Raw genomic sequence first — 251 nt, 5'->3', positions numbered from 1 at the left:
GCTGTCTAACTGCTAAGGTATAGAAGACAAAAATTTCGCAGTGCCTATTCTTATATCAGCCATTTTGGCTATAGCAGGGCTTATGACCCTATTTATTGGAGTAGGTCTTTTTGGTATTTTTCCTTATGCTCAGATTGCTGTTGGTGATCGAGCTCGTTCTTTAGTCCCTTTTACCTTATCTGAATTTATCCTTTTCTTAGTTGTCAATGGTGCTTATATTTTTGTCTTCTATACCTTAGCAGTTAGACAGC

General features: G+C 37.5%; 1 pseudogene. It reads left to right on the top strand.

Annotation, left to right across the window (positions count from 1 at the left end):
* Positions 1-28: 28 nt before the first annotated feature.
* Positions 29-251 (top strand): annotated as a pseudogene (locus HMPREF2887_RS10360) (hypothetical protein); the annotation flags it as partial.

Source organism: Streptococcus sp. HMSC071H03, from assembly GCF_001813035.1.
Classification (GTDB): domain Bacteria; phylum Bacillota; class Bacilli; order Lactobacillales; family Streptococcaceae; genus Streptococcus; species Streptococcus anginosus.
Note: the sequence above shows the minus strand (reverse complement) of the source record. Positions and strands in the feature narration are given on the sequence as shown.